Raw genomic sequence first — 24,016 nt, 5'->3', positions numbered from 1 at the left:
CTATCTGAGACGGGTGGAAGTGCGGCGACAGTATGCGACCAAGTGGGACGTGACGCGTCGGCTGTCCGTTATTCGGACACCCTGTTCGGTGGGCGGGTCAACGGGTCTGTAGGAAACCTGGGGCGCCGCTTAAGAAATCCTCGATGGACCGAACGCGCCCCGTACGGAAGAGTCTGCGGTGTCGGCGGACCGCATACGGGACGTATCCGGATCACTGCCGCAGTACGCCCCCACCACCCACTCTCCCTCGCACGCGGGCCGGTTCGCCCTGCCCGCATGCGCGACGACAGGAGTCGAACCCTTGAAGGCACTGGTCAAGGAGAAGGCCGAACCGGGTCTGTGGCTCACCGACGTCCCTGAGCCCGGCGTCGGCCCCGGGGACGTACTGATCAAGGTCCTGCGCACCGGGATCTGCGGCACCGACCTGCACATCCGCAGCTGGGACGGCTGGGCGCGGTCGACCATCAGCGCGCCGCTGGTCGTGGGCCACGAGTTCGTCGGCGAGGTCGTCGGGACCGGCCGCGACGTGAGCGACATAGCCGTCGGCGACACGGTCAGCGGCGAGGGCCACCTGGTGTGCGGAAAGTGCCGCAATTGCCTGGCCGGGCGCCGCCACTTGTGCCGCGCGACGGTCGGCCTCGGCGTCGGCCGCGACGGCGCGTTCGCCGAGTACGTGGCACTGCCCGCCTCCAACGTGTGGGTGCACCGCGTCCCCGTCGACCTCGACGTCGCCGCGATCTTCGACCCGTTCGGCAACGCCGTGCACACCGCGCTGTCCTTCCCGCTCGTCGGCGAGGACGTACTCATCACGGGGGCAGGGCCCATCGGCCTGATGGCGGCGGCCGTCGCCAAGCACGCCGGCGCCCGCAACGTTGTCGTGACCGACGTCAGCGAGGAGCGCCTGGAGCTGGCGCGGAAGGTGGGCGTGAGCCTCGCCCTGAACGTGGCGACCTCGACCATCGCCGAAGGACAGCGCGGACTCGGCCTGCGCGAGGGCTTCGACGTGGGCCTGGAGATGTCCGGCAACCCCGTCGCCATGCGCGACATGCTCGCGAACATGACCCACGGCGGCAGGATCGCCATGCTCGGCCTGCCGTCCGAGGAGTTCGCCGTCGACTGGGCGCGGATCGTCACCTCGATGATCACCATCAAGGGCATCTACGGCCGCGAGATGTTCGAGACCTGGTACGCGATGTCGGTCCTCCTGGAGGGCGGCCTCGACCTCTCGCCGGTGATCACCGGCCGCTACGCCCACACCGACTTCGACGCGGCGTTCGAGGACGCGGCGAGTGGTCGCGGCGGCAAGGTGATCCTGGACTGGACCGCCTGAGCGCCACCACCTGCCGGTCAACTCCCCACCGCTTATAAGGACTTACGCCATGTTCGACAACGTACGCGCCGACTTCCGGACCACCCTCGACGAGATCGTCGCCGCGGGCCTGCACAAGCCCGAGCGGGTCATCGGCACCCCGCAGTCCGCCACGGTCGACGTCACCGCGGGAGGCCGCCCCGGCGAGGTGCTGAACTTCTGCGCCAACAACTACCTGGGCCTCGCCGACCACCCCGAGGTGATCGCGGCGGGCCACGCGGCCCTCGACCGCTGGGGCTACGGCATGGCGTCCGTCCGCTTCATCTGCGGCACGCAGGAGGTCCACAAGGAGCTGGAGGCGCGCCTGTCGGCCTTCCTCGGCCAGGAGGACACGATCCTGTACTCCTCCTGCTTCGACGCCAACGGCGGCGTCTTCGAGACCGTCCTGGGGCCCGAGGATGCGGTGATCTCCGACGCCCTCAACCACGCCTCGATCATCGACGGCATCCGGCTGTCCAAGGCGAAGCGCTTCCGTTACGCCAACCGCGACATGGCCGACCTGGAAGCCCAGTTGAAGGCGGCGAACCAGGCCGGCGCCCGCAGGAAGCTGATCGTCACGGACGGCGTCTTCTCCATGGACGGCTACGTGGCGCCGCTCGCCGACATCTGCGACCTCGCCGAGCGCTACGACGCCATGGTCATGGTCGACGACTCGCACGCGGTCGGCTTCGTCGGCCCCGGCGGCCGCGGCACCCCCGAGCTGCATGGCGTGATGGACCGCGTCGACATCATCACCGGCACCCTCGGCAAGGCCCTCGGCGGGGCGTCCGGCGGCTACGTCGCGGCGCGCGCGGAGATCGTCGCGCTGCTGCGCCAGCGTTCGCGCCCGTACCTGTTCTCGAACAGCCTCGCCCCGGTGATCGCCGCGGCGTCCCTGAAGGTCCTGGACCTCCTGGAGTCGGCGGGCGACCTGCGCGAGCGCCTCGCGGCGAACACCAAGCTGTTCCGTACGCGGATGACGGAGGAGGGCTTCGACATCCTTCCCGGCGACCACGCGATCGCCCCGGTGATGATCGGTGACGCCTCCGTCGCGGGCCGCATGGCCGAACTCCTCCTGGAGCGCGGCGTCTACGTGATCGGCTTCTCGTACCCGGTGGTCCCGCAGGGCCAGGCCCGCATCCGCGTCCAGCTGTCGGCGGCACACTCCACGGGGGACGTGAACCGGGCGGTGGAGGCGTTCGTGGGGGCGCGTGCCGAGCTGGGCTGACGGTCTCGTACGGGACTGTTCCGTACGGGACTGTTCCTGTCGTTGTCAGACCCGTTTGGGAGAATCGGCACATGATCGAAGCGCGGCGGCTGCACATCCTCCGTGCGGTGGCCGACCACCGCACCGTGACGGCTGCGGCCGCCGCGCTGTACCTGACCCCGTCGGCGGTCTCGCAGCAGCTCACGGCCCTTGAGCAGGAGACGGGCCACAAGCTGGTCGAGCGCGGCGCGCGCGGGGTCCGCCTGACGTCGGCCGGCGAGATCCTCCTCACCCATACCAACGCGGTCCTCGCCCAGTTGGAGAAGGCCGAGGCAGAGCTGGCCGCGTACAGCAACGGCGAGGCGGGCACGGTGACGCTCGCCTCCTTCGCGACGGGCATCGGCCTCGTCGTGGGGCCCGCGCTCTCCTTGTTGTCGAAGGCCGCGCCCGGCATCCGGGTCCGCGTCCAGGACGCCGAGGGCGACGCCAGTCTGCCGATGCTGCTCGACCGCGAGATCGATGTGGCGGTCGCCGTCGAGTACCGCGGCGCGCCGGGCGCCGACGACGACCGGATCACGCGCGTCCCGCTCTACGCGGAGCCGTTCGACGCGGTCCTGCCGGTCACGCACCGCCTCGCGGCCGCGGAGTGGGTGCCGGTCGCCGACCTCGCCAAGGACACCTGGATCGGCCCGTACCCCGGCAACCCCTGCCACGACGTGGTCGTCCTTGCCTGCGAACACGCCGGTTTCTTCCCGCAGTTCGAGCATTCCTCGGACGACTTCCGCGCCGTCGTCGCCCTCGCCTCCGCAGGCGCGGGCGTGGCGCTGGTCCCGCGCTCGGCCCTGCACGGCGTGGACCTGAGCCAGGTCGTGGTCCGGCCGATCGACGGTGCGGCGCCGGCCCGGAAGGTCTTCGCGGCGGTGCGGCACGGGGCGGAGGAACATCCACTGATCCGGCCGGTCCTTGAGGCGTTGGGGGAGGCGGCGGAGGGCTGAGGCGGGGAGCGCTACTGGGCCTCACCCATCCACCTGGCCCGGGGCGCGCAGCGCTCGTCAGGGCGCTTACACCTGCGCGTAGCCGCCGTCGGCGAAGAACTCGGCGCCGTTGACGAAGCTCGACGCGTCCGAGGCAAGGAATGTCGTCACCGCGGCGATCTCCTCGGGCTCGGCGAGCCGACCGAGAGGGATGCCCTCCCCGGTCTGCTCGAGCATCTCTGGCGGGAGCAGCTCGAGCAGCCCCGGGGTGCGTGTGCCGCCCGGGGACACGACGTTGACCCGGAAGCCACGGGCGCGCGAGCTGTGGGCCCAACCGCGCGCGAGATTGCGGATTGCGGCCTTGGAGGCGCCGTAGACCTCCAGCCCCGGGTCGGGCCGGGTGCCGGCGGTCGAACCCGTCAGAATCACCGACGCACCGTTGGTGAGGTGGGGCAGCGCCTGCTGGAGAGTGAAGATCGTTCCCTTGACGTTGGTGGCGAACATGGAGTCGATCACCTCCTCGGTCACCTCGCCGAGCGGAGCCACTGTGCCGATGCCGGCGTTGGCGACCAGCACATCGATGGGTCCGGCCTGTTCGCGCACGCTCTCGTAGAACGCGTCGAGCTGCGAGGGATCCGAAACATCGCAGACCGTGCCGGTCACGCCGCCGCCGAGTTCGGCGAGCGCGGCGTCGAGGGCGTCCTTGCGGCGTCCGGTGATGAACACGTGGGCGCCCTCGTCGCGGAACGCGCGGGCGGTCGCGAAACCGATGCCGCTGCTGCCTCCGGTGGTCACGGCGACCTTGTCCGACAAGACGGCCATGCCGTCCTCCTTCAAGTTATGGACCGATGCGTCAATAACTATCTCCGATATGGACCGTGTGGTCAAGAACGTGTGTGGCGCGTGCGAAGGCCGCGGCAGTGCTCGTCCTGCCGGGAAAGGGCGACGATCGGTGGGTGAGGGCTAGCGCACGGGGGCGGGCAGAAGCCGCGCCAGGGTGGACTGCGCCGCCGCGGTGAGCCCGTCGATGTCCATGCCGGTTCGTCCGAGCGCGATGAGGCCGAGCTGGGCGACGAGGACGGCCCGGGCGGTCTCGGCGGGGTCGACGTCGGTGGCGAGGTCGCCCTCGCGCTGGGCGCGCTCCAGTGCCGCGGTGAGGATGACGGTGATCGCGTCGTACGTGCGGCGGGCCTCGGCGGCCACGTCCGGGGTGCTGCTCGCGAGCTCGGCATTGCTGTTGGCCAGCAGGCAGCCCCGGCGCGCTACGCCGCCGGTCGGGTCGGCGGTCGGTCCGAGCACGAACTCGCGCACCAGGTCGATCCCTCGCGCCGCGGACTCCAGGCGCTCGCGCAGCACCGCCAGATTCGCGTCGTCGTACTCGCGCAGCGCCCGCAGGAAGAGGCTGTGCTTGTCGCCGAACGCCCCGTACAGGCTGCCCTTGCCCAGGCCGCTCACGCGCAGCAGATCGTCCAGCGATGTCGCCGCGTACCCCTTGTTCCAGAACTCGTCGCGGACAGCGAGAACCACGCGGTCTTCGTCGAACTTGCGGGGGCGGGCCATGCCGCTCACGGTACTGGTTCTGGACCGTGCGGGCCGTAATGGGTGGGCGGCTCCTGATCGAGGAAGGCGGGGCGACGTAACATGTTCGTCTCATATCTGGGATACCGTGCCGAATATGAGACGCGAGAGTGGTGTGCCGCCGCGTGACGCCAATGATCAGGAACCGGACCCCGTGGACGCCCGGCTTGGCGCCCGGCTCGCCGAGCTGCGATCCGAACACGGCCTGTCTCTGGGCGAGTTGGCGGACCGCAGCGGCGTGAGCCGGTCCACCCTGTCGCGGGCCGAACGCGCCGAGATCAGCCCGACCGCCGCCCTCCTCAACCGCCTCTGCGCGGTCTACGGGCGGACCATGTCGCAGCTCCTGAGCGAGGTCGAGTCGGCCCCCGCCCAGGTCGTACGCGCCGCGGACCAGCCCCTGTGGCGCGACGACTCGACCGGCTTCGCGCGCCGCTCCGTCTCCCCGCCGCAGGCCGGACTGCGCGGCGAGGTGGTGGAGGGCACCCTCGAGCCGTACGCGGACATCGCCTACGACCGACCGCCCGTCCCCGGCCTCGAACAGCACATCTGGGTGCTCGACGGACTCCTCGACCTCACCGTCCAGGGCACGACCCACCGCCTGGAGACGGGCGACTGCCTGCGCTTCCGCCTCTGGGGCCCCACCCACTTCCACTGCCCTGGCCCCGATGCGGTGCGCTACGCCCTGGTGGTGGTGCTCCCGTGACGATCACCTGCACACGTCTTGCGCCCTCGGAATTCCCCGCCTACGTAGACGCGTTGGGCGCCCTGCTGGCCGACGTCGTACAAGGAGGCAGCTCGCTCGGCTTCCTGCGCGGACTGACTCCCGGCGAGGCGGCGGCCTGGTGGCGCGACTCGGTGGGCCCGTCGGTGGCGCGCGGCAGCACGGCCGTATGGGTGGCGTCCGGGACGGACGAGGCCGGCCGGTCCCGCTGCCTCGGAACCATCTCCCTCGCCTTCACCGAGAAGCCCAACGGCCGCCACCGCGCCGAAGTGGTCAAGGTGATGGTGCACGGCAGCACCCGCGGCACCGGCCTCGGCCGCACCCTCCTTGCGACTGCGGAGCGCGCCGCGGCGGAGGCGGGCGTGACGCTCCTGGTCCTCGACACCGAGACCGGCAGCCCCGCCGAGAACTTCTACCGCAAGGCGGGCTGGGACGAGGTCGGCGTCATCCCGGACTACGCGGCCGACCCGGCGGGGGTGCTGCACCCCACGACCCTGTTCTGCAAGCGCCTCGCACCGCTCGTGCCGGTCGGCGATTGCCAGGAATGAGGACCTACGGTGCGGGGGAGGTGCAGGTCGGCACGCACGCGTACCCGCACCTGCACCGCCCCGCCCACAGGGCCGTACGGACTGTCCGAGAGGAAGCCGCCAGATGACCGCCACAGACCCGACGTACACGACGAGCGCGCTCAGCACCGGCGACGGCGCCGCCGTGGCCACGTACACCTGGCTGCCCGAGGGCGGCAGGCCCCGCGCCTTCGTGCAGATCGCGCACGGCGCGGCCGAGCACGGCCTGCGCTACGACCGCTTCGCCCGCCACCTGACCTCGCACGGTTACGGGGTCATCGCCTCCGACCACCGCGGCCACGGCGCCACCGCCCAGTCCACGGGCGGCTACGGGGTCACGGACGACGGCGACCCCGAGACCGTCGACGCGTGGGTGTCGATCGTCGAGGACCTCAAGGCGATCGGCGACCAGGCGCGCGCCCTCCACCCGAACGTCCCGTTCGTGCTGCTGGGCCACAGCCTCGGCTCGCTGCTCGCGCGCGACTACGCGCAGCGGTACGCGGACGACCTGGTGGCCCTGATCCTCTCCGGCACCTTCCGCTCCCTGCCGGGCGCCGACAATGAAGGTGACATCGCGGCCCTGGAGGCCGAGGTCGCGAAGGGCGGCCGGGCCGCCGCCTCGCCCTACGTCGGCAACCTCTTCTCCTCCTTCAACGACCCGTACGAGCACCGCACCGGCTTTGAATGGCTCTCGCGGGACGAGGCGGAGGTCGACAAGTACGTCGCCGACGAACGCTGCGGCTTCGACTTCTCGGCGGGCCTGTCCCTGGACTGGGTCCGCGCGGTGCGCCGCATCAACGACCCGGCGAACCTCGCCCGCATCCCGGCCGACCTGCCGATCCACATCGCGGTCGGCACGGAGGACCCGTGCAATCAGCGCATGACGCTGGTCCACGAACTCCTGGAGGACTTCCGCTACTTGGGCGTCGAGGACCTCACCTGGAAGGGCTACGAGGGCGCCCGCCACGAAATCCTCAACGAGACGAACCGCGACGAGGTCCAGGCGGACCTGGTGGCGTGGCTGGACAAGCGGGTGCCGTGACCCCGAGCGGGGCGCCCCACGCGGCTCCCGGCCATTGTCAGTGGCGTTGGCTACGGTTCGTTGCATGCTGGACGCCGAGGATGTACGCACCGTAGCCCTGTCCCTTCCGGACACGACCGAGAAGGTCGCCTGGAGCATGCCCACGTTCCGGGTGGCGGGGAAGATGTTCGCCACGCTGCCCGAGGACGAGACGTCGATAGCGGTGCGCTGCCCGAAGGAGGAGCGCGACGAACTGGTCCTGTCCGAGCCGGACAAGTTCTGGATCGCGGACCACGAGGCGTCCTTCGCGTGGGTCCGGGCCCGCCTCGCGGGCCTGGAGGACACGGCCGAGCTGCGCGACATCCTCGCCGACTCCTGGCGTCAGGCGGCCCCGACCCGACTCCTGGACGCACACCCCGAGTTGGGCGTTCCACGTGCAGGATGAAACCAGGTGAGCCGCCGCCCGTCCGCATGGCATCATCCGCTCGCGAGGGCCCACCGCGCGCGTGCGGTACGCCTTGGGGACGACGAACGGGGAACGTGGATGGCCGACCGGTCGGTCGACGGCGAGGACGCCGGGGTCGCGCCCCGGCGCGGCATCTGGACCCGCGACTTCGGCCTCTTCTTCACCGCGAGGGGCGTGGCCAAGCTCGGCGACAGCATGCTCCCGGTGGCCCTCGCGGCGGGGCTCCTGCAGTACGGCTACGGGGCGGGCGCGGTCGGCCTGGCGATGGCCTCCTCGGTGGCCTGCTTCGCCGGCCTGGTCATCTTCGGCGGCGTACTGGCGGACCGTTTCAACACACGGCTGCTGATGACGGGCGCCGACCTCGTCCGCCTGGTCACCCAGTCCCTCGCGGCCGTCATGTTCTTCACCGGCCATGTCGTGCTCTGGCAGATCTGCGCCATCGGAGCGATCAACGGCCTGGCCGCGGCGATCTTCCAACCTGGCGTCGCCGGCACGGTGCCCCGCCTGGCATCCGACGTCCAGGCGGCGAACGGCGCGATCCGGGTCGCGGAGTCCGGCGCGCAGCTGGCGGGCCCCGCAATGGCGGGCATGCTGGTCGCGCTGGCCTCACCGGGCCTGGTCTTCGCGGCGCACGCGGGCACGTACGCGCTGAGCGCCCTGTGCCTGCTCCTCCTGCGCCTGCCACCGTTGCCCCGGGACGCAGCCGCCGGCAAAACCCGCACCCGAGGCGCCTTCCGCTCCGAACTGGTCGAGGGCTGGGGGGAGTTCAGATCCCGAAGATGGCTCTGGGGAGTCATCTCGGTCTGGTGCGTGCTGATGATAGGAGCGTGGGGCCCGGCCGTCCCCCTGGTCGCCGTACAGGTCACCCAGGAGTACGGCTCGAGCGCGTACGGCCTGGTGAACTCGGCACTCGGCGCGGGCACGGTCATCGGCGGCGTCCTGGCCCTGCGCGTGCGCCCGCGCAGGATGCTGCGCGCGGGCGCCCTGGCCCTGTTCGGCTTCGCCCTGTTCCCCGCCACGGCGGGCGCGGGCCTGGGTGTGCCGTGGATGATGACGGGCTGCGCGGTGGCCGGCGCCGGCATGTCGTTCTGGGGCGTGATGTGGGCGACGAGCGTCCAGACCCAGGTCCCGCGCGAGGTCCTCAACCGCATCCACGCCTACGAGGTGGCCGGTTCCATCGCCATGCAGCCGGTGGGCCAGGCCCTGGCGGGCCCGGCGGCGGCCACGTTCGGTACGCAGCAGGTCCTGCTGGCGGGCGGCGCAATCACGCTGATGGTGGCGACGACGATGATCTCGATCCCGGCGATCAGGGGCCTGGTGAGAGCGGACGTGCCACCGCAGACCTCGCTGGGACTTCCTCCTGCTACGCCGGAACCCCGACAGCGCCGACGCTCCGGGAAAGCAGAAACCCACTGATCCGCTCCCGCAGTGCCGCCGCGTCGAGCCCGTGCCCGACGATGTGCTCCTCGACGCTCCCGTACCGCCGCAGCTCCCGCCTCCCGACACCGAGCCCGAGAACGCGGTGCGGAAGATCGGTGAGCGCGTCATTGGCGGCGCCGGTGGAGGTCCCGGCAAGATAGGGTTCGACGACCACGACATCAGTGCTGCTGCCATTGCCCACGGCCCGCCGCAGCCCGGCGCCATCAAAGGGCCGCACGGTGGTCCCGTACAGCACACTCACATCAAGCCCTTCGGTGGCGGCCAGCACGTTGTCCAGCATGGGCCCGACGGCGACGACAACTCCCTGCCGCCCCTCCCGCACACTCAGGAACCGCTCCCCATCAACAGGCATCGCCTCCCGATTCCCCTGCACGGAGAGCCGCACATATTCGCGCGAGTCCTTGACGGGATCGCCGCTACTGCTACCGCTACTGCTACCGCTACTGCTCCGGACGGCGTGCCGCAGCAGGACCTCGGCCTCGTCGGGGTGCCCGGGCACGTGCACCCGCCACCCATCAAGGGTGTCGAGCAGCGCGACATCACCGGGGGACATGTGCGTGAACCCTCCGGAGGACACGTCATACGACGCGCCCGCACTCACCAGCACACCTCCCACCCCCTGATGCCCGAAGTCCAACTTCACCTGCTCAAAGGGCCGTTCAACGAGGAAGCTGGCGAAGGTGTGCATCACGGGCCGCATCCCGGCGAGCGCAAGCCCCGCCCCGGCCCCGACGAGCAGCTGCTCCCGGATCCCGACATTGATTACCCGCTCCGGATGCCGCCGGGCGGCCCCGGCAAAGGGCGCGACCCCGATCTCGGCGAGGACGACGGCGACACGCGGATCCTCATCGAGAATCCGGCTGAGAACGGGGGCGAACCGATCACGCATGGTGTCCACGAGAACTTTCCTTTCGGGAGAGGGGAGAGAGGGGGCGGCGGAACTCAGTAGTGGTTGAGGGAGAGGGAGAGGGAGAGGGAGGGGGGCTCACTCAAACTTGGGCTCGACGCGGGCGACGACGGCGTGCGGGCGCCCTGGATGGGACGCGGTGAACGCCTCGAACAGGGCTTCGTGATCCCGCCCGTCGACGGTCACGGTCGACCACCCGGCGGCCTCGAACCGGGCGGCGATCCCTCCGGCCCGCCCGTAGGTGGCGGACAGGTTGTCCACGACGACGGTGTGCAGCCGCTCGAGCCCGAAGGCGCCGGCGAAGGCGATGGCCTCGTGATTGCTGCCCTCGTCGAGCTCGGCGTCCCCGACCAGGGTCCAGACGGCCGGCTCGCCGAGCCCCTGGGCGCGCAGCCCGAGCGCGGTCCCGACGGCGATCGGAAGCCCGTGCCCGAGGGACCCGCTCCCGATCTCCACGCCCGGCACGAGCACGCGGTCGGGGTGATGCCCGAGCCGCGATTCGTACGCCCCGAAGTCGCTCAGCCACTCCTCGGGCACGAACCCCTTGGCGACGAGGACGGCGTAGTACGCCATGGGCCCGTGCCCCTTGGACAACAGAAACCGATCCCGCCCGGCTTCTTCGACACTCTCAGGCCCGACCCGCAGAACACGGTCGTACAGCACCCACAGCACGTCGAGGGTGGAGGTGGCGGCGGGCCCGTGCTTCTCGTCCCCGGTCATGAGACTCATGAGCCGAGGCAGATCTTCGTAGCGATAGCCGGTGTGCGCGACGGCTCCGGTGGCACTGGTCGCGATGGCGAGGTCATCCGCTGTGGTCGTCATGAAACGAAGCGTGCAACCTCAAGTTTGCTTGAGGTCAACCCTTGCTCCCGCGGTGCGCCGGATCCGGCCGCACGCCGGAAGTGATTCACGACCACCGCCCCGAGTGCGGTATGGTTTCTCTGCGCGTGAGGCCAGGGGGAAATCCCAGGTCAACGAGCACCGGGACGTGGCGCAGCTTGGTAGCGCACTTGACTGGGGGTCAAGGGGTCGCAGGTTCAAATCCTGTCGTCCCGACAAGTTCGAACGATCGAACGTCGCAGGTGAAGGGCCGTTTTCGAACGGCCCTTTTTCTGTTGCTCCCACGCTCCCAGTGGGAGCGTGGCGAGTGGGAGCGGGCTCCCACTGTCTCCTTGTCTGTTTGCTCCGACTCGGGCCGATGCGCACATATTCGAATCCTTGCGCGCGTGTTCACGTCCGTGCCCGGTTTGCTACCCCTGACTCCCCGTCCAATGGGTGGCTTTCCGGGTATGTGCTTGCGCTCTTCGTGCTGGTGGGGGCCGCTCCCAGTCGCTCCCAGTGGGAGTGGGGGCGGGAGCGGCGTCCCCTTGGCCGGAAGCTGGGTTACGGGGTCATGCGAATCATTGACCCCATTTCCGATTTCGGGTGGGCGGTATGCGGCTTTCTGGCGGTGGCCGTTGGGGGCTGCATTGAGAGGTTGAACGGGGGTGGGAGCGGTTGAATTTTGCAGGGAGCCGCTGGAAGAGGTGCCGCGCTCTCGGTGGAAGGTAGCGGCTGATCCGACGGGGCGCTGGGCCACCCTGTTCGGGCCTTTCGTGAGCGCCCCCGTGACTGCAGCGGCTCGATGTGGCTGGGGCGCCGCGATCGGCGCGACGCTCTCCGCCGCCGGGTGGTCGTCCGGCGCCGGTTCGATCGTGCCGCCGTCGGCGCGGTGCCCGGTGGCGGCACGGTCACACACGACCGCGGTGCGGCGTATGAGGGCAGCCGGTTTCAGCGTCGGCACTGGTCCGCGCGGAGTTCGAAGTCGCCGTAGCTGTTGTCGGCGGGGTTGACGGTGACGCCGGGGGCCACGATCTCGTCGATGCGGTCGAGGACGTCGGTGGAGAGCGTGACGTCGGCGGCCGGCAGGAAGGCCTCCAGTTGTTCCATGGTGCGCGGGCCGATGATGGCGGAGGTGACGCCGGGGTGGTTGATGACGAAGGCGACGGCCAGCTCGATCAGGGTGAGGCCGGACTTCTCGGCCAGTACCGCGAGTTGTTCGACCGCGTCGAGCTTGCGTTGGTTGGCCGGGGTGCTCATGTCGAAGCGGGCCGCGGGGCGCGCGGAGGACGTCGGCCCGGAGGCGGTGTCCTTGCGGTAGCGGCCCGAGAGCCAGCCGCCGGCCAGCGGGCTGTAGGTGAGGGTGCCCATGCCGTGACGGCGCACGGTGGGCAGGACGTCCTCCTCGATGCCGCGGACCAGGATCGAGTACGGCGGCTGCTCGGTCACGAACCGCTCCAAGCGGCGCTCCCGTGAAGCCCATTGGGCCTCGACGATCTGGGATCCGGAGTACGAGGAGGAACCGATGTAGCGGATCTTGCCCTGATGCACGAGGTCGGAGAGGGCGCCGAGGGTCTCCTCGACGTCGGTGTCCGGGCTCGGCCGGTGCACCTGGTAGAGGTCGATGTGGTCGGTGCCCAGGCGGCGCAGGGAGTCCTCGACCGCGCGGATGATCCAACGTCGGGAGCCGCCGCGCTGGTTGGGGTCGTCCTTGCTCATCGGCATGAAGAACTTGGTTGCGAGGACGACGTCGTCGCGGCGGCCCTTGAGTGCCTTGCCGGCGATCTCCTCGGAGGCGCCGGCGGAGTACACGTCGGCGGTGTCGACGAAGTTGATGCCGGCGTCCAGGGCGCGGTGGATGATCCGGATCGAGTCGGTCTCGTCCTCGTTGCCCCAAGGGCCGAACATCATCGCGCCCAGGCACAGCGGGCTGACCTGGACGCCAGTACGGCCGAGCGGTCGGTACTGCATGCGGTTGTTCTCCTCGTGTCTGTGCTCAATCGGTGTTGGTGCCGGTGGCGGCGGCCATGCCGATGCCCGCCCAGCTGGCGAGCAGTCCCAGGGCCTCCTGCTCCCGCGAATCGGGTTCGGGGGTGTAGAAGTTGAGGCGGAGGCCGGGGTCGGAGGGCAGTTCCATCGCCTCGTAGGGCAGCGCGAGGTCTCCGACCAGCGGGTGGTGGAGGTTCTTCACGCCGGAGCGGTGGAACTTCACGTTGTGGTGTGCCCAGAGGCGGGCGAAGTCGTCGCTCTTGGTGGTCAGTTCGCCGATCAGGTCGGTCAGCGTCTTGTCGTGCGGCGCCCGGCCGGTCTCGGTGCGCAGGAAGGCCACGGCGTCGCCGGCGCCCTTGTCCCAGTCGACCCAGAAGTCCTTGCTGGCGGGGTCGAGGAACATGAAGCGGGCACTGTTGACCGGCCCGCGCTGGGCGAACAGCGGCGAGTCGTAGACCGGCGCGTACAGCGCGCGGCCCAGCGTGTTGGCGGCCACGAGGTCGAAGCGTGCGTTGCGCACGTATGCCGGTACTCCGGTCATGGAGTCGAGCAGCCGAAGGATCGTGGGACGCACCCGGGACGCGGTCACCGTGGGCCGTCGGCCCGAGGGGGTGGCCGCACGGGCGAGGTCGTAGAGGTGTGTGCGCTCGGCCTCGTTGAGCTGCAGCGCGTGGGAGAGGGCTTCGAGGACGGAGTCGGAGGCGCCGCTGAGGTTGCCGCGCTCCAGGCGCACGTAGTAGTCCACGCTCATGCCCGACAGCAGGGCCACTTCCTCGCGGCGCAGGCCCGCCACACGGCGCTGTCCGCCGTAGACCGGCAGGCCGGCTTGCTCGGGGGTGATCCGGGCTCGCCGGGTGCTCAGGAACTCGCGGACTTCGGCGGCCTGGCTCTTCTTGTCGGCGCCGGCCACGGTCACACCCCGCGCAGGTGATCCGCAGCACCACGGGGTGTGCTGTGGTGGCGGGCTTGGGTGGGGGCCTGGGGCACGGGGAACTCCTCTTGATCGGCATGACGCGGGGTGCCGGTTTCTTCACCGTAGGCCGGTAGGCGAGGACCTGCGAGGTACTGCCAGTACCTGGAAGAGGAGTGACTCCCACCTGCGCGTCTGTGCGCGGTTACCTGGAGAACAGCTCGGCCGGCGTGGCCTGGACGAGCATCCCGAGCCCGAGTACGGGCCCGACCACAGATCAACGCGAAGGAACCCCAGTGCGCACAGCACTCCCCGCGAACCAAGCGGGCAACGCCCCCGTCGCCGCAGCGCGGCCGGGCCGGGCCCCCACCCACGCGACGCTGATCCTGGCCATCATCTGCGTCAGCTACTTCATGGTCATCCTCGACAACTCGATCGTGTTCACCGGGCTGCCCCAGATCCGCTCGGACATGGGCTTCTCCGAGACCGGCCTGTCCTGGATCACCAACGCCTACGTCCTTGTCTTCGGCGGCCTGCTCCTGCTGGGGGCGAGGGCGGGCGACCTGTTCGGGCACCGCAGGGTGTTCCTGTTCTCGCTGGCCGTGTTCTCGCTGACCTCGCTCCTGGTGGGCGCCGCGCAGACCCAGTGGTGGTTGATCGGTGCGCGGGCGCTCCAGGGCGTCGGCGCTGCGGTGCTGGCCCCGTCCGCCCTGTCCCTGCTCACCCGCAGCTTCGTCGAGGGTCAGGCGCGCAACCGGGCGATGGCCGCGTACAGCGCGGTCGCCGGTCTTGGCGCCGCCCTGGGGCTTGTTGTCGGCGGGCTGGCCGCCGACCTGGTGTCGTGGCGGGCCGGGTTCTTCCTCAACGTGCCGATCGGCATCGTGATGACGGTGCTCGCGGTGCGCTTCCTGTCGGAGACCGAGCGGCGGCGCGGCCGTTTCGACCTGGCCGGCGCGCTGCTCGCGACCCTCGGCTCGACGGCCCTGGTGCTCGGCATCGTGGACGCCGCCGACTTCGGCTGGACGGCTTCCGCCACCGTGCTGTCCCTTGTGACCGGTGCGGCGATGCTGGGCCTGTTCGTGAGGGTGGAGCGGCGGGCGGCGCAGCCGATCGTGCCGCTGCGGCTGTTCGCCAGCCGGGAACGGAGCGGCGCCTATCTTGCCCGGATGCTCTACATGGGCGCGATGATCGGGTTCTTCTTCTTCACCGCGCAGTTCGTGCAGAGCGTCTACCACTGGACACCCTTGCAGGCCGGGCTCTCCTTCCTGCCGATGACCCTGGTCAACTTCGTGTGCGCCGTCCAGGTCCCCCGGTTGCTGGAACGCGCCGGCAGACCGAGGGTGCTCTTGACCGGGGTGGTTGTGACCACGGCAGGCATGGCGTGGCTCAGCCGCCTGGACCTGCACACCCCGTACCTGACAGGAGTGGCGATCCCGATGGCGCTCATCGGCGCCGGCCAGGGCCTCGCCCTGGCTCCGCTGACCTCCAGCGGCGTCGACGGCATCGCCCCCGCGGACGCGGGGGCCGGCGCCGGCCTGGTCAACACCGTGCACCAGATCGGCAGCGCCCTGAGCCTGAGCATCCTCACCGCCCTGGCGGCCTCCGTCTCCACCGGACACACGGTCGCCGACATCGCGGCCCGCTCCGGTGTGGCCCTGACCGGCTCCGCCACCCTGCTGGCCCTCGCCGTCCTGACCGTCCTCCTCCTCATCGTGCCCGCACGGGCACACCGCAACGAAAGGCCCCTGTGATGCAGACCCTCACCCTCAACAACGGCGTCGAGATCCCCGCCCTCGGCCTCGGCGTCTTCCAGACCCCGCCGGAGGAGACCCGGGACGCCGTCACGGCCGCGCTCGAGCTCGGCTACCGGCACATCGACACCGCCGCCGCGTACGGCAACGAACGTGAGGTCGGCCGGGCCATCCACGAATCGAGCGTGCCGCGCGAGGACGTCTTCATCGAGACGAAGATCTGGATCAGCGACTTCGGCCACGACGAGACCCTGCACGGCTTCGACAAGAGCGCCGCCAAGCTCGGCGTCGACCAGATCGACCTGCTCATCCTGCACCAGGCCCTGCCGACCGACTTCGACAAGACCCTCGCCGCCTACCGAGCCCTGGAAAAGCTCCTGGCCGACGGCAAGGTCCGCGCGATCGGCGTCAGCAACTTCATGGTCGACCACCTCCGCGCGCTCCTCGACGCCACCTCGGTCGTGCCCGCGGTCAACCAGCTGGAGATCCACCCCTACTTCCAGCAGCGCGCGGTGCTGGACTTCGACGACGAGCACAACATCCTCAATCAGGCCTGGTCCCCGATCGGCGGCATCACCTTCTACCCGGGCTACGGCGAGCACCGCACTAGCGTCCTTGAGGACCCGGCCGTCACCCGCATCGCCGAGAAGCACGGCAAGAGCCCCGCCCAGGTACTGCTGCGCTGGGGCCTGCAGCAGGGCCGCTCCGTCATCCCCAAGTCCACCAAGCGCCACCGCATCGCCGAGAACATCGACGTCTTCGACTTCGACCTCACCGCGGACGAACTCGCCGCCCTCGACGCCCTGGAGACCGGCCACCGCGGCGGCCCCGAGCCCGAGAACGTCACCCTCGACACCTACGGCCGCGCCATCCCCGAGGCGTAACACCGCCTCGGCGCCCAGCACACGTCACCGCCAGGAGGAACGACCATGCCGCACTGGAACAGCTCAGACCTTGAAAAGATCGGTTCCGCCGAGGAACTGGACCTGGCGACCGAACGCGCCGACGGCACTCTGCGCGACCGCGTCACCATGTGGGTCGTCCGGTCCGGAGACCATCTCTACGTCCGCTCCGTCAAAGGCACCGACGGCCCCTGGTACCGGGGAACCCAGTCCCGCCACCAGGGCCGCATCGACGCAGGCGGCGTCCACCAGGACGTCACCCTCCACGAGGCCGACCCCGCCGAATACCCGGCGGTGGACGACGCCTACCGGCACAAGTACGGCCACTACACCACGATCGTCGAGCACGTCCTGACCGACCGCGCCCGCAATTCCACCCTCCGGCTCGAACCTCGCTGACACCCCCTCAGGCTGTCATGGCCAACAGAGCCGCTGATCGCAACTGACGTCCCAGCCGGTGATGCCCCCGTAGCAGAGGCATCACCAGGCCCCGACCAGCGCCGCGTCCGGATCGGACGCGGCGCTGCTTCATGTCCGCCCACGGGTGCAGCCTTCCGGCGGGAGGCCCAACGCGTGCCGTGCCGATCTGCACCGTGCAGGACGCAAGATGCAGTCAGCCGGACGGGCGACGGCTGATGACGGTGCCCAGCAGCACCCGGGTCCGCTCGCCGTCAGGATCGTCACGCAGTTCGTAGACCTCGACACGTTGGTCGGGCTGACCGGACTGGGCCAGAGCTGGAAGTCCCGTGATCTCGCCGGCGTGCGGGTCGACCATGCGCTTGGTGCCCGCGGCGCATTCACCTACCCGACCCGACGATGCGATCTGCCGTGTGTGGCCATATGGGCTACGACCTCGGCCGGGACATCCTGCGCCAACTGATCAGCCCCTATGGCCCATCGGATTCCACCTTGCCCGCGAGCTGGGTTCAGCGCTCGACGCGCTGTTGCGCGATTGCAGTGGTGTTGAGTTCCCGGGGTGCGCGGTCACTCGAAGGCGGTCAGGGGATCGCGGCCGTGCTCTTCGAGGTATGTGGCGTGGTTCTCGGTGACGCGGTCGGGCACGACGAGCGTGCAGTACTGCCAGAAGTCCAGGAGTACATCCAGCACCTCGCGGGGCGTGAACTCGTCGGCTACATGCTCCACGAACTCGTTTTGCACGGAGACGTTGTCTCGGTCCGCCTCGACGTAGAAGGCGTTGCCGCTCAGTTCCTGCGGCGCCTCGACGTGGCCGGTGCTCACACCATGGATGACATCGACCATGTCCAGGACGGTGTGCGGCGACAGCTGAACGTCGCCGGTGACCCACACCCCGAGGAGTCCTCGGAGAAGTACTTGGTCTTCGGCGTCATCGTGTCTTTCCGTTCCACTACTTCGGCAGGACAGGGTACGCAGTGAGCGCGTCGCCCGTGACCGTCTCGAAGTAGCCTTCGATCCTGATCCCCTTGTAGGTGCCGCGCCACATGTTCATCGAACCCTCGACGACCTCGGAGTTGGTGAAGGCGGTTTCGATCGCCCGGTTCACTTCCTTGGGCGTCCAGGTGTCCGGGAAGAAGGTGCTGTTCACGCGCTTCTGCACCCACTCGCCGTTGCGGGGGGTTCTTCATCCACACCGGGCCGCGGGTGAGTCCGGTCTTGTTGTCACGGCCGGTGATCTTGGGCACCTTGGTGCCGGCCGGGTCCTTGCCGCCCGGTCTGTGGTGATAGCCGGTCGGCCTGCCTGCTTTGTTGATTCGGTCTGGGCCGCTTTCCAGGACAGCACCGCAGTGGGCTACTTCGTCCCGCGCGACGCTCGCCAGGGATTCGAGACGGCGATCCCCGGTGGACCGCTCGCGATCGCGTTCGAGAACGCCTGGAAGACTGGCAGCGAGAAGGACCGCGAGGCAGCGGCACAGACGGCGGAGAACTGAGGCCCGGACATGTCCCTCGCAGTACCGATCCTCGCGGTCGTCGCATTCATGGTGCTCGCCCTCGTCGCTCTGCCGATCTTCTTCTACCAGGTTCATGTCGGCTCCAGCGGCGCGCGGCAAGGGCGCCAGCAGGAGATCCTGCGGTCCCTCGACGGGAGGCCGGAGGTCAAGGTCCTGGCCACCGGCACCGGCTGGTCCATGGAGCAGACGGTGTGGGTCGCCCAGCAGCACGGGTACCAGCTCTCGCACATGGAGGGCGTGCGCGCGCAACCCCGGTATCTGGTGCTGCGCTCCACGCAGGCGTTCACCCCCTTCCCACCTCCTCCGCCGCAGGGGACGTTTCCGCCTCCTCCCGGGTCGCCCGAACTGCGGCCCGCGCACCAGGAGATGAGGAAGGCGGGCAACCCGGGCGCCGTCTACGGCCTGGCCTTCATCCTCGGCCTGCCGGGCTGCGGCATGGTGGTGAAGGCCGTCACCGCCGCCCGGCACGGGGAATCCTTCGCCGGGCAGGCCCTGCTCGGTGTCGCAATGCTGGCCGGGGCGATCGCCCTCATTGTGGTGGCCCGCCGCATGACACGACGCAACGCCCCCGGGAGCATGCGGTGAACGTCACTTTCCAGGTTCCCCCGTTCTTCCAGGAGATCGTGCCGGGACTCGACGCCGACCGGGCGCGCACCGCGGCCGCGGTCCGGGCGGGCAGCCGTGCGGGCAGCCTCAGCGAGGATCAGCTGGACGGCCTCGCCGCTGAGTACGCTCGTGCGTCCGCCTCGTTGGCCGCGGCGAACGTCTTCTATGCCGCCACCTGCTTGGTCACCATCGGCGGCGACCTGTCGAGCGGCACTCTGCTGCTCGCACGGGAGCCGCTGGCCTATCGCGATCCGGGGACGGCGGTCGCCGGTATCGGTGAGGTGATGGCACGCCGGCACGGCACCGATGGTGCCGTCAGGCAGTGGGACCTGCCCTGCGGCCAGGCCGTCCTCGTGTTCGAGCAGAGCGCGGCGCTGCGCATTCCGGGGGAGCTGACCGCGTCGGGTGAGGACTTCCCGGTCGAGGTCGCGCAGATCCAGGCGTACGTACCGGTGCCGCACGAAGCCGTGCCCGGCGCGCAGGACATGGTCGTGGCGACCTTCAGCACCCCCAGTACGGACCACTGGGAGGAGTACTGCGAGGTGATGGCGGCGCTCCTGAGGAGCCTCGCCTTCGCGCCGGAGGAGGAGCCTTCCTCGTCGACGCCGGCCGGGGGAGCCCCGGTGGCGTAGGCCGGACCTGCTCGGGGCTCAGTTCCGTGGTCCCCGGTCCTTGCCAGGGAGTTGGTGATGAGCTCCAGCCATTCCTACGGTTGTTCGGCGAACGGCAGGTGCCGAGTGGGCAGCTCGGTGACCTCGGGGGCGGGGACCCCAGCGGCGAGCTGCCGTTGCAGGGCCGGGTAGATGAGCGGGTCCTCGGTCGTGACGATCGCAAGGGTCGGCACGGTGATCCCGGCGGGGTCGGCGCGGACGTTGATGCGCCGGACGGTCGACGTGGTCCCCGGTGTCGGGCGGGCGGTCGGACGCGAGTTGCTCGGCCGACGTCTGGACCAAGACGGGGGCAAGCGAATTCAGGGCGTCCTCGTCGAGGGCCATCTGGTTCAGGTACAGGTACAGGGCCAGCAGGGTGCGCCGACCGGACTCGTAGCGCTGTTGCCAGATGGCGGCGGCGAGGTCCGTGCGGGTGTCGGCGTGGGCGCACGTGGCGCTGAGGACGATCGCGGTGATCCGCTCGGCGTGGCGTGCGGCGAGGCGGATCGCTGCGGGCGCGCGAGTCCCTGGCCGTCACCAATGTGTAGAGACCGCAGGCCTAGTGACCCGCGGGCTCCGCCGCCGCGCCGGTGCCGGAACTGGTCTCTGTCCCAGCGGACTTGGAAAGCCTGTCCGTTCCGGCGCCTCCCTGGCCGTTGCGGCTCCCCGCGCGGAGTCGCAGCAGGGCCAGCGGGGTGAGGAGTGCGGCCAGGAGGCCGCCGGTGAGGCCCAGCGCGGGGAAGCCGGCGCCGGCCACCACCGCGCCGGAGGCTGCCCCGCCCGTGGCGCCCGCGAGGGAGATGCCGACGTCGACGAGGCCCTGGGTGCGGGCCCGGGTGGCCACGGGGAGCGCGTCCGTGATGAGGGCGGTGCCGCTGACGAGGCCGAAGTTCCAGCCGAGGCCCAGCAGGACCAGGGCCGTGGCGAGCGCGGCGACGGAGTGCGGCGGCGCCAGAGCGGCGAGCGCCCCCGCCGCGAGCAGCGTCGTCCCGGAGGCCGCGGCCAGCCACAGCCGTCCGATGCGGTCGACAAGGAGCCCCGTGAGCGGCGACGGCAGATACATGGCACCCACGTGCAGGGCGATGACCAGGCCCGTTGCCTGGGTGCCGTGCCCGTGGGCCTGCATGTGGACCGGCGTCATCGTCATGACAGCGATCATCACGAGCTGGGTGAGGATCATGACAGCGGTGCCGGTGGCCAGGCCGCGGGTGTCGGTACGTCCCGCGGCCCCGGCGGCCGACCCCGGCTCCGCCGTCGCCTCCTCCTCGGCGGCCCGTTCGCGCGCGAGCAGCAGCGGGTCCGGCCGCAGGAGGGCGGCCAGGGTCAGAGAGGCCGCACCGTACGCGGCCGTGGCGAGCAGGAAGGGGCCCGCGAGGCGCGGTATGCCCCAGGCATGGGCCCAATTGCCGGTCACGTCGGCGAGGTTGGGGCCGATGACCGCCCCGAACGTCGTCGCGAACAGGACGGTGCTGACCGCCCGGCCACGTCGTGCGGGCGAGGCGACGTCGGCCCCGGCGTACCGGGCGAGGAGGTTGGCGGCCGTGCCCGAGCCGTACACCAGCAGCGAGACGAACAGCAGCGGCACGCTGTCCGCGACCGCGGCGAGCACGACGCCGAGGCTGCCGACCGCTCCCGTCCCGTACCCCAGGGCGAGACCGGGGCGGCGGCCCCACCGCTGGCAGAGCCGCCCGATGCCCACCGAACCGAGCGCGGCGCCCCCGGTGAACAGCGCGCTGGGCAGCCCGGCAAGGCTCGTGGAGCCCAGCATCTGCTCGGCGAGCAACGCCCCCACGGTGATGCCGGCGGCGAGGCCTGCCCCGCTCAAGGCCTGACAGAGGGAGAGGACGGTCAACACACGCCGCTGCGCGGGGTGTTCGGGTTCGGGCGTCGGTCGTCCGGACTGCGAGGGGCGTGCCGCAGAGGTCACGCCGCGCCGATCCGCTCGGCGGGGGCGTTCGGCTCGGCCGCGGCGTTCGGCTCCATCGGTTCGAGCGCCGAGATCTCGTCCAGCGGCATGTCCATGTGCTGGTGCAGGTAGCGCACGATGGTCCAGTGCGGCAGCGCACCCTCGTCGAAGGGCCCGAACTCCCGGCAGTACAACGGGATCCAGCGCAGCGCCTCCTCGGCAGCCTGCTCGCGGCCCGGCTCGGCCTGGTAGTCCTCGTAGGCGATGCTGCGGTGGTGGATGAAGTACCGGCCAGGCAGGCGCTCCTCGCACAGGGCGACGTATTCGCGGGTCTGCAGGATCAGGTAGTGCCAGATCTCGTCGATGGCCTGCTCGACGGGGAGGAAGAGGCCGCTGAGCCGCTCGCGGTACTTCGAGACGAGGTAGAGGTAGCGGAGGCACTCGGTGACCTGCCGCTCCACGTAGGCGCGTTCCTCGCCGGTCTCCTTCACGAAGTACGCGACCACCTCGCCGTGCAAACCGTGGCCGAGCAGTTCGCGCAGGTCCTCGTCGGTGACGGTGGTGGTGGGTGCTTCGTGTGCCGCCGCGTGCGGGTCCTGCTGGTTGGCCATGGTGGTCTGGTCGTTCACGTCGTTCCCCTCAGATACTTCCCTCGGTGTTGCCCTTTGCGCTGCCCCGGGGTGTCCCGGCCTTCGCTCTCACTGGGGGCGGTGCCCATCAACTCCGTCCCAGCCAGGAGTACTTGCCGGAGGCGCCGATGGGGATGTGATCCCGGTGTTCGACGCGGCAGTCGCGCCCGGTCAGCGCGGAGACGGAGCGCCCCAGTGCTTCGGACTCGTCCGTGCCGAGCGGCTTGCCGTCGAAGGTGGTGCAGTGGAGCACGGCCGGCGGCGGGCCGTGCCCCTCCGTTTCGGCCTCCGGCAGCAGCAGTTGGTGCACGAAGACGCGGGGTGCGGCGGTGGCGACCCGCTCGTCCAGGTCGCCCGCCGCGACGGGCCCGTCCGGCCCGTCGAGGAGCTCCTTCTCCCGGCCGCAGAACGACACGATCTTCTCGGGGTCCGGCGAGCCGTCCCGCGTACGGGCGCAGTCGCCGGAGCGATAGCGGACCAGTGGCATGTGCGGGTTGCGGACGCTGGTGACGATGAGGGAGTAGAGGGTGCTGCCCGGGGCGACGGGGAGGAGCTCAACGCTCATCCCCTCCAGGTACGGGCGGTAACTGCCGGTGCGGTCGCTGTAGAAGAGGTAGCCGAGCTCGGTGCTGCCGAAGAGGTCGACGACCGGGCAGTCGAACCGGCTCTCCAGGAAGCGGCGTACGTTGCGCGGCGTGTACTCGTACGCGGTGATGATGCTCGCCGGGCGCGGGAACGACTCCGGGCTCTCCCACAGTCCGGCGTCCTCGGCGTGGCGCACGAGGTGTGCCAGGTGGTAGCCGGAGCAGTCCAGGTGGTAGCGGCCTTCGGGGTGGGATGCGGCGATCGCGCGCAGCTCGCCGAGCATGCGCTCGACATCGGCACGCTCCCACAGGGCGGGGTCGAGACGCAGGTTGAGATAGACGGTGCGCTCGTCCAACCGCCGTTCCTCGAGGGAGGGTTCGGCGCCCGAGCCGCTGGCGCTTGCGTCGAGCTTCTTCGCATTCACGCGGGCCACGTGTTCGGTGGCCAGAACCGTGGTGAGGGAGGCGCGTCGGCAGCCGTCCCGCCAGGTGTGCGCGATGTCGGGGTGCTCGCTCCACAGCCGGTAGTAGGAGCGGAGCAGGAAGTACGGGGGGCGGATGAGCTGCATCCGCGCGTGGTTGGTGCCGGTGGACAGGACGTACTCCGCCGCGCCGGCCGCGAGGGCGGCCTCCAGCCGTGGCGTCATCCAGTTGTCCGGGAAGCCGCGGGCGATCTCGGGCTTCTCCAGCACGGGGAAGTGGCCGCGCGCGATGGATTCGCGGTAGATCGGTATGTCCTTGACCTGCTCTATGACGTCGGCAGTCGGCTGACCGTCCATGGTCGTCCTCGAAGGATCGGGGGGGGGGCGCTCGCTGTCGCCCGTACGTCGCCTGGGTGCGGGCCGCGGCCGGTCCTGTCGCTCCGGCCGCGGCCCGCCCTGGGCCGCCGCTGTCACCCGGGTCGGTGCTCAGGGGCAGTCCTTGATCGTGCGACCGGGTGCGTCCTGCTTCAGGAGATGCAGCCGGTCTTCGGGGCGGCGCTGATGCAGCCCGCCTTGGGGGCCGCGCTGATGCAGCCGTCCTTGGCGGCGGTCGCCGAGTTGGCGGCGACCCAGCCCTGCCAGTTGGCGTCCTGGGCCATCTTCTTGACGAGCTTCTCCATGTCGACCTCCGC

At 70.4% G+C, this 24,016-nt stretch carries 28 protein-coding genes and 1 tRNA gene; 15 read left to right on the top strand and 14 right to left on the bottom strand.

Annotated elements, in window-relative coordinates; genetic code table 11:
* The first annotated feature begins 301 nt into the window (after positions 1 to 301).
* From tdh to ACP4E5_RS10040, 3 genes are all read left to right on the top strand, one after another.
* Positions 302 to 1,330, top strand: a complete 1,029-nt coding sequence (gene tdh / locus ACP4E5_RS10050; RefSeq protein ID WP_425827110.1) for an L-threonine 3-dehydrogenase — start codon at positions 302 to 304, stop codon at positions 1,328 to 1,330.
* Between the two features lie 49 nt (positions 1,331 to 1,379).
* Positions 1,380 to 2,576 carry a glycine C-acetyltransferase gene (locus ACP4E5_RS10045; RefSeq protein WP_425827108.1) on the top strand — a complete coding sequence of 399 codons (1,197 nt, stop codon included), beginning with the start codon at positions 1,380 to 1,382 and terminating at the stop codon, positions 2,574 to 2,576.
* A gap of 71 nt (positions 2,577 to 2,647) precedes the next feature.
* Positions 2,648 to 3,550, top strand: a complete 903-nt coding sequence (locus tag ACP4E5_RS10040) for a LysR family transcriptional regulator (protein ID WP_425827106.1) — start codon at positions 2,648 to 2,650, stop codon at positions 3,548 to 3,550.
* A gap of 66 nt (positions 3,551 to 3,616) precedes the next feature.
* Here the strand turns inward: ACP4E5_RS10040 and ACP4E5_RS10035 are convergent, their stop codons facing one another.
* Positions 3,617 to 4,351, bottom strand: a complete 735-nt coding sequence (locus ACP4E5_RS10035; RefSeq protein WP_425827104.1) for an SDR family NAD(P)-dependent oxidoreductase — start codon at positions 4,349 to 4,351, stop codon at positions 3,617 to 3,619.
* Positions 4,352 to 4,492: 141 nt separating this feature from the next.
* Positions 4,493 to 5,089 carry a TetR/AcrR family transcriptional regulator gene (locus tag ACP4E5_RS10030; RefSeq protein ID WP_425827102.1) on the bottom strand — a complete coding sequence of 199 codons (597 nt, stop codon included), beginning with the start codon at positions 5,087 to 5,089 and terminating at the stop codon, positions 4,493 to 4,495.
* 115 nt (positions 5,090 to 5,204) lie between these two features.
* Here ACP4E5_RS10030 and ACP4E5_RS10025 point away from each other — a divergent pair, with 115 nt between their 5' ends.
* The 5 genes from ACP4E5_RS10025 to ACP4E5_RS10005 all read left to right on the top strand — a co-directional run bounded on the left by ACP4E5_RS10025 (position 5,205) and on the right by ACP4E5_RS10005 (position 9,297).
* On the top strand, positions 5,205 to 5,810 hold the full coding sequence (locus ACP4E5_RS10025) for a helix-turn-helix domain-containing protein (RefSeq protein WP_425827100.1): 606 nt from the start codon (positions 5,205 to 5,207) through the stop codon (positions 5,808 to 5,810).
* Positions 5,811 to 5,812: 2 nt separating this feature from the next.
* Positions 5,813 to 6,376, top strand: a complete 564-nt coding sequence (locus tag ACP4E5_RS10020) for a GNAT family N-acetyltransferase (RefSeq protein ID WP_425841173.1) — start codon at positions 5,813 to 5,815, stop codon at positions 6,374 to 6,376.
* A 103-nt stretch (positions 6,377 to 6,479) separates the two neighbouring features.
* Entirely contained in the window at positions 6,480 to 7,436 is a 957-nt protein-coding gene (locus tag ACP4E5_RS10015) for an alpha/beta fold hydrolase (RefSeq protein WP_425827098.1), read from the top strand.
* Between the two features lie 64 nt (positions 7,437 to 7,500).
* Positions 7,501 to 7,860 carry an MmcQ/YjbR family DNA-binding protein gene (locus tag ACP4E5_RS10010; protein ID WP_425827096.1) on the top strand — a complete coding sequence of 120 codons (360 nt, stop codon included), beginning with the start codon at positions 7,501 to 7,503 and terminating at the stop codon, positions 7,858 to 7,860.
* Positions 7,861 to 7,959: 99 nt separating this feature from the next.
* Entirely contained in the window at positions 7,960 to 9,297 is a 1,338-nt protein-coding gene (locus ACP4E5_RS10005) for an MFS transporter (protein ID WP_425827094.1), read from the top strand.
* Here the strand turns inward: ACP4E5_RS10005 and ACP4E5_RS10000 are convergent.
* Both ACP4E5_RS10000 and ACP4E5_RS09995 read right to left on the bottom strand, forming a co-directional pair.
* Positions 9,245 to 10,219: a transketolase family protein gene (locus tag ACP4E5_RS10000; RefSeq protein WP_425827092.1), complete on the bottom strand. Its 975-nt coding sequence runs from the start codon at positions 10,217 to 10,219 to the stop codon at positions 9,245 to 9,247. The two genes, ACP4E5_RS10005 and ACP4E5_RS10000, sit on opposite strands and share 53 nt — an antisense overlap.
* Positions 10,220 to 10,306: 87 nt before the next feature.
* Complete coding sequence (locus ACP4E5_RS09995) at positions 10,307 to 10,957, bottom strand: transketolase (RefSeq protein WP_425841170.1); 651 nt, start codon at positions 10,955 to 10,957, stop codon at positions 10,307 to 10,309.
* A gap of 253 nt (positions 10,958 to 11,210) precedes the next feature.
* On the opposite strand from ACP4E5_RS09995, the gene ACP4E5_RS09990 reads away from it, so the two are divergent.
* Positions 11,211 to 11,284: transfer RNA gene (locus tag ACP4E5_RS09990), tRNA-Pro, on the top strand.
* Between the two features lie 714 nt (positions 11,285 to 11,998).
* Here the strand turns inward: ACP4E5_RS09990 and ACP4E5_RS09985 are convergent.
* Positions 11,999 to 13,018, bottom strand: coding sequence for an aldo/keto reductase (locus tag ACP4E5_RS09985; RefSeq protein WP_425827090.1), 1,020 nt, complete (start codon positions 13,016 to 13,018; stop codon positions 11,999 to 12,001).
* A 25-nt stretch (positions 13,019 to 13,043) separates the two neighbouring features.
* Complete coding sequence (locus ACP4E5_RS09980) at positions 13,044 to 13,946, bottom strand: helix-turn-helix domain-containing protein (RefSeq protein ID WP_425827088.1); 903 nt, start codon at positions 13,944 to 13,946, stop codon at positions 13,044 to 13,046.
* 296 nt (positions 13,947 to 14,242) lie between these two features.
* On the opposite strand from ACP4E5_RS09980, the gene ACP4E5_RS09975 reads away from it, so the two are divergent.
* The 3 genes from ACP4E5_RS09975 to ACP4E5_RS09965 are packed head-to-tail and all read left to right on the top strand — an operon-like array spanning position 14,243 to position 16,998.
* A complete protein-coding gene (locus tag ACP4E5_RS09975) occupies positions 14,243 to 15,697 on the top strand; it encodes an MFS transporter (protein WP_425827086.1) in 1,455 nt (484 codons plus the stop codon).
* Positions 15,697 to 16,581 (top strand): aldo/keto reductase, encoded by an 885-nt coding sequence (locus ACP4E5_RS09970; RefSeq protein ID WP_425827084.1) that lies wholly within the window; start codon positions 15,697 to 15,699, stop codon positions 16,579 to 16,581. The genes ACP4E5_RS09975 and ACP4E5_RS09970 overlap by 1 nt, the downstream gene beginning before the upstream one ends.
* Positions 16,582 to 16,626: 45 nt before the next feature.
* Complete coding sequence (locus ACP4E5_RS09965) at positions 16,627 to 16,998, top strand: DUF2255 family protein (protein WP_425827082.1); 372 nt, start codon at positions 16,627 to 16,629, stop codon at positions 16,996 to 16,998.
* Between the two features lie 214 nt (positions 16,999 to 17,212).
* Here ACP4E5_RS09965 and ACP4E5_RS09960 read toward each other — a convergent pair whose 3' ends face one another.
* The 3 genes from ACP4E5_RS09960 to ACP4E5_RS09950 all read right to left on the bottom strand — a co-directional run bounded on the left by ACP4E5_RS09960 (position 17,213) and on the right by ACP4E5_RS09950 (position 18,175).
* On the bottom strand, positions 17,213 to 17,374 hold the full coding sequence (locus ACP4E5_RS09960; protein WP_425827080.1) for a hypothetical protein: 162 nt from the start codon (positions 17,372 to 17,374) through the stop codon (positions 17,213 to 17,215).
* Positions 17,375 to 17,583: 209 nt separating this feature from the next.
* Positions 17,584 to 17,907 carry a hypothetical protein gene (locus tag ACP4E5_RS09955; protein WP_425827079.1) on the bottom strand — a complete coding sequence of 108 codons (324 nt, stop codon included), beginning with the start codon at positions 17,905 to 17,907 and terminating at the stop codon, positions 17,584 to 17,586.
* Positions 17,908 to 17,965: 58 nt separating this feature from the next.
* On the bottom strand, positions 17,966 to 18,175 hold the full coding sequence (locus ACP4E5_RS09950; RefSeq protein WP_425827077.1) for an EndoU domain-containing protein: 210 nt from the start codon (positions 18,173 to 18,175) through the stop codon (positions 17,966 to 17,968).
* Positions 18,176 to 18,362: 187 nt separating this feature from the next.
* On the opposite strand from ACP4E5_RS09950, the gene ACP4E5_RS09945 reads away from it, so the two are divergent.
* From ACP4E5_RS09945 to ACP4E5_RS09935, 3 genes are read left to right on the top strand one after another with little or no spacing between them, the layout of a single operon-like run.
* Positions 18,363 to 18,506, top strand: coding sequence for a hypothetical protein (locus ACP4E5_RS09945; RefSeq protein ID WP_425827075.1), 144 nt, complete (start codon positions 18,363 to 18,365; stop codon positions 18,504 to 18,506).
* Between the two features lie 9 nt (positions 18,507 to 18,515).
* Positions 18,516 to 19,112, top strand: coding sequence for a hypothetical protein (locus ACP4E5_RS09940; protein WP_425827073.1), 597 nt, complete (start codon positions 18,516 to 18,518; stop codon positions 19,110 to 19,112).
* Positions 19,109 to 19,765 carry a hypothetical protein gene (locus ACP4E5_RS09935; RefSeq protein WP_425827071.1) on the top strand — a complete coding sequence of 219 codons (657 nt, stop codon included), beginning with the start codon at positions 19,109 to 19,111 and terminating at the stop codon, positions 19,763 to 19,765. The genes ACP4E5_RS09940 and ACP4E5_RS09935 overlap by 4 nt, the downstream gene beginning before the upstream one ends.
* 74 nt (positions 19,766 to 19,839) lie before the next feature.
* On the opposite strand, the gene ACP4E5_RS09930 is transcribed toward ACP4E5_RS09935, so the two are convergent.
* The 5 genes from ACP4E5_RS09930 to ACP4E5_RS09910 all read right to left on the bottom strand — a co-directional run bounded on the left by ACP4E5_RS09930 (position 19,840) and on the right by ACP4E5_RS09910 (position 24,004).
* On the bottom strand, positions 19,840 to 19,977 hold the full coding sequence (locus ACP4E5_RS09930) for an alpha/beta fold hydrolase (protein ID WP_425827069.1): 138 nt from the start codon (positions 19,975 to 19,977) through the stop codon (positions 19,840 to 19,842).
* 365 nt (positions 19,978 to 20,342) lie between these two features.
* Positions 20,343 to 21,710, bottom strand: coding sequence for an MFS transporter (locus ACP4E5_RS09925; protein ID WP_425827067.1), 1,368 nt, complete (start codon positions 21,708 to 21,710; stop codon positions 20,343 to 20,345).
* Complete coding sequence (locus ACP4E5_RS09920) at positions 21,707 to 22,300, bottom strand: glycine-rich domain-containing protein (RefSeq protein WP_425841167.1); 594 nt, start codon at positions 22,298 to 22,300, stop codon at positions 21,707 to 21,709. The genes ACP4E5_RS09925 and ACP4E5_RS09920 overlap by 4 nt, the downstream gene beginning before the upstream one ends.
* 106 nt (positions 22,301 to 22,406) lie before the next feature.
* A complete protein-coding gene (locus ACP4E5_RS09915) occupies positions 22,407 to 23,681 on the bottom strand; it encodes a phenylacetate--CoA ligase family protein (protein ID WP_425827065.1) in 1,275 nt (424 codons plus the stop codon).
* 170 nt (positions 23,682 to 23,851) lie between these two features.
* On the bottom strand, positions 23,852 to 24,004 hold the full coding sequence (locus tag ACP4E5_RS09910) for a hypothetical protein (RefSeq protein WP_266717401.1): 153 nt from the start codon (positions 24,002 to 24,004) through the stop codon (positions 23,852 to 23,854).
* Positions 24,005 to 24,016: the final 12 nt, after the last annotated feature.

Origin of the sequence: Streptomyces fractus (assembly GCF_049844455.1) — a bacterium.
GTDB classification, from domain to species: Bacteria; Actinomycetota; Actinomycetes; order Streptomycetales; family Streptomycetaceae; genus Streptomyces; species Streptomyces fractus.
This window is presented reverse-complemented; position numbering and strand designations above follow the sequence as displayed.

What these genes read in the sequence shown, in the direction of transcription:
- ACP4E5_RS10045 (WP_425827108.1), top strand. Translation starts at nt 1,380, where the DNA reads ATGTTCGACAACGTACGCGCCGACTTCCGGACCACCCTCGACGAGATC.
- ACP4E5_RS10040 (WP_425827106.1), top strand. Translation starts at nt 2,648, where the DNA reads ATGATCGAAGCGCGGCGGCTGCACATCCTCCGTGCGGTGGCCGACCAC.
- ACP4E5_RS10035 (WP_425827104.1), bottom strand. Translation starts at nt 4,351, where the DNA reads ATGGCCGTCTTGTCGGACAAGGTCGCCGTGACCACCGGAGGCAGCAGC.
- ACP4E5_RS10030 (WP_425827102.1), bottom strand. Translation starts at nt 5,089, where the DNA reads ATGGCCCGCCCCCGCAAGTTCGACGAAGACCGCGTGGTTCTCGCTGTC.
- ACP4E5_RS10025 (WP_425827100.1), top strand. Translation starts at nt 5,205, where the DNA reads ATGAGACGCGAGAGTGGTGTGCCGCCGCGTGACGCCAATGATCAGGAA.
- ACP4E5_RS10015 (WP_425827098.1), top strand. Translation starts at nt 6,480, where the DNA reads ATGACCGCCACAGACCCGACGTACACGACGAGCGCGCTCAGCACCGGC.
- ACP4E5_RS10010 (WP_425827096.1), top strand. Translation starts at nt 7,501, where the DNA reads ATGCTGGACGCCGAGGATGTACGCACCGTAGCCCTGTCCCTTCCGGAC.
- ACP4E5_RS10005 (WP_425827094.1), top strand. Translation starts at nt 7,960, where the DNA reads ATGGCCGACCGGTCGGTCGACGGCGAGGACGCCGGGGTCGCGCCCCGG.
- ACP4E5_RS09995 (WP_425841170.1), bottom strand. Translation starts at nt 10,957, where the DNA reads ATGAGTCTCATGACCGGGGACGAGAAGCACGGGCCCGCCGCCACCTCC.
- ACP4E5_RS09985 (WP_425827090.1), bottom strand. Translation starts at nt 13,018, where the DNA reads ATGCAGTACCGACCGCTCGGCCGTACTGGCGTCCAGGTCAGCCCGCTG.
- ACP4E5_RS09970 (WP_425827084.1), top strand. Translation starts at nt 15,697, where the DNA reads ATGCAGACCCTCACCCTCAACAACGGCGTCGAGATCCCCGCCCTCGGC.
- ACP4E5_RS09965 (WP_425827082.1), top strand. Translation starts at nt 16,627, where the DNA reads ATGCCGCACTGGAACAGCTCAGACCTTGAAAAGATCGGTTCCGCCGAG.
- ACP4E5_RS09960 (WP_425827080.1), bottom strand. Translation starts at nt 17,374, where the DNA reads ATGGTCGACCCGCACGCCGGCGAGATCACGGGACTTCCAGCTCTGGCC.
- ACP4E5_RS09940 (WP_425827073.1), top strand. Translation starts at nt 18,516, where the DNA reads ATGTCCCTCGCAGTACCGATCCTCGCGGTCGTCGCATTCATGGTGCTC.
- ACP4E5_RS09920 (WP_425841167.1), bottom strand. Translation starts at nt 22,300, where the DNA reads ATGGCCAACCAGCAGGACCCGCACGCGGCGGCACACGAAGCACCCACC.
- ACP4E5_RS09915 (WP_425827065.1), bottom strand. Translation starts at nt 23,681, where the DNA reads ATGGACGGTCAGCCGACTGCCGACGTCATAGAGCAGGTCAAGGACATA.
- ACP4E5_RS09910 (WP_266717401.1), bottom strand. Translation starts at nt 24,004, where the DNA reads ATGGAGAAGCTCGTCAAGAAGATGGCCCAGGACGCCAACTGGCAGGGC.